Origin of the sequence: Pseudoalteromonas aurantia (genome assembly GCF_005886875.1) — a bacterium.
GTDB classification, from domain to species: Bacteria; Pseudomonadota; Gammaproteobacteria; order Enterobacterales; family Alteromonadaceae; genus Pseudoalteromonas; species Pseudoalteromonas aurantia_A.
The window spans coordinates 1-307 of record NZ_PNBY01000181.1 but is presented as its reverse complement, the minus strand read 5'-3'; the positions used below and the strand labels follow the sequence as shown (position 1 = coordinate 307).

Sequence of the window (307 nt, the reverse complement as noted above, 5' to 3'; positions counted from 1 at the left end):
CTAAGATGGTGACGATAGCGGCGTTTTTCAAGGTAGTTGTCGCCTGAGCTGTTAAGCTGCTTCTTTTTTGTTCTCTGGATTTAACTCCACATCACTGATCTCATCCCAATTCCTGGTGTGCTTTGACCAGCGGTTAGCATTCTTTTCTTGCGCTTTTTTATATAACTCACGGCGCTTTGCCAATATCGCTCTATCTTCCCCATTATGACGTTGCCCGGGTGTCACGAACTTGATACGACTATGCCTATGTACGTTGTTGTACCAATTCGTGAAGCCTTTCACCCAGGTTCTTGCATCTTCAAGGTGC

1 pseudogene is annotated in these 307 nt (G+C 45.6%); it reads right to left on the bottom strand.

The features are described 5' to 3' along the window. Window positions 1-51: 51 nt before the first annotated feature. A pseudogene (locus tag CWC18_RS21165) lies at window positions 52-307 on the bottom strand (IS3 family transposase); the annotation flags it as partial.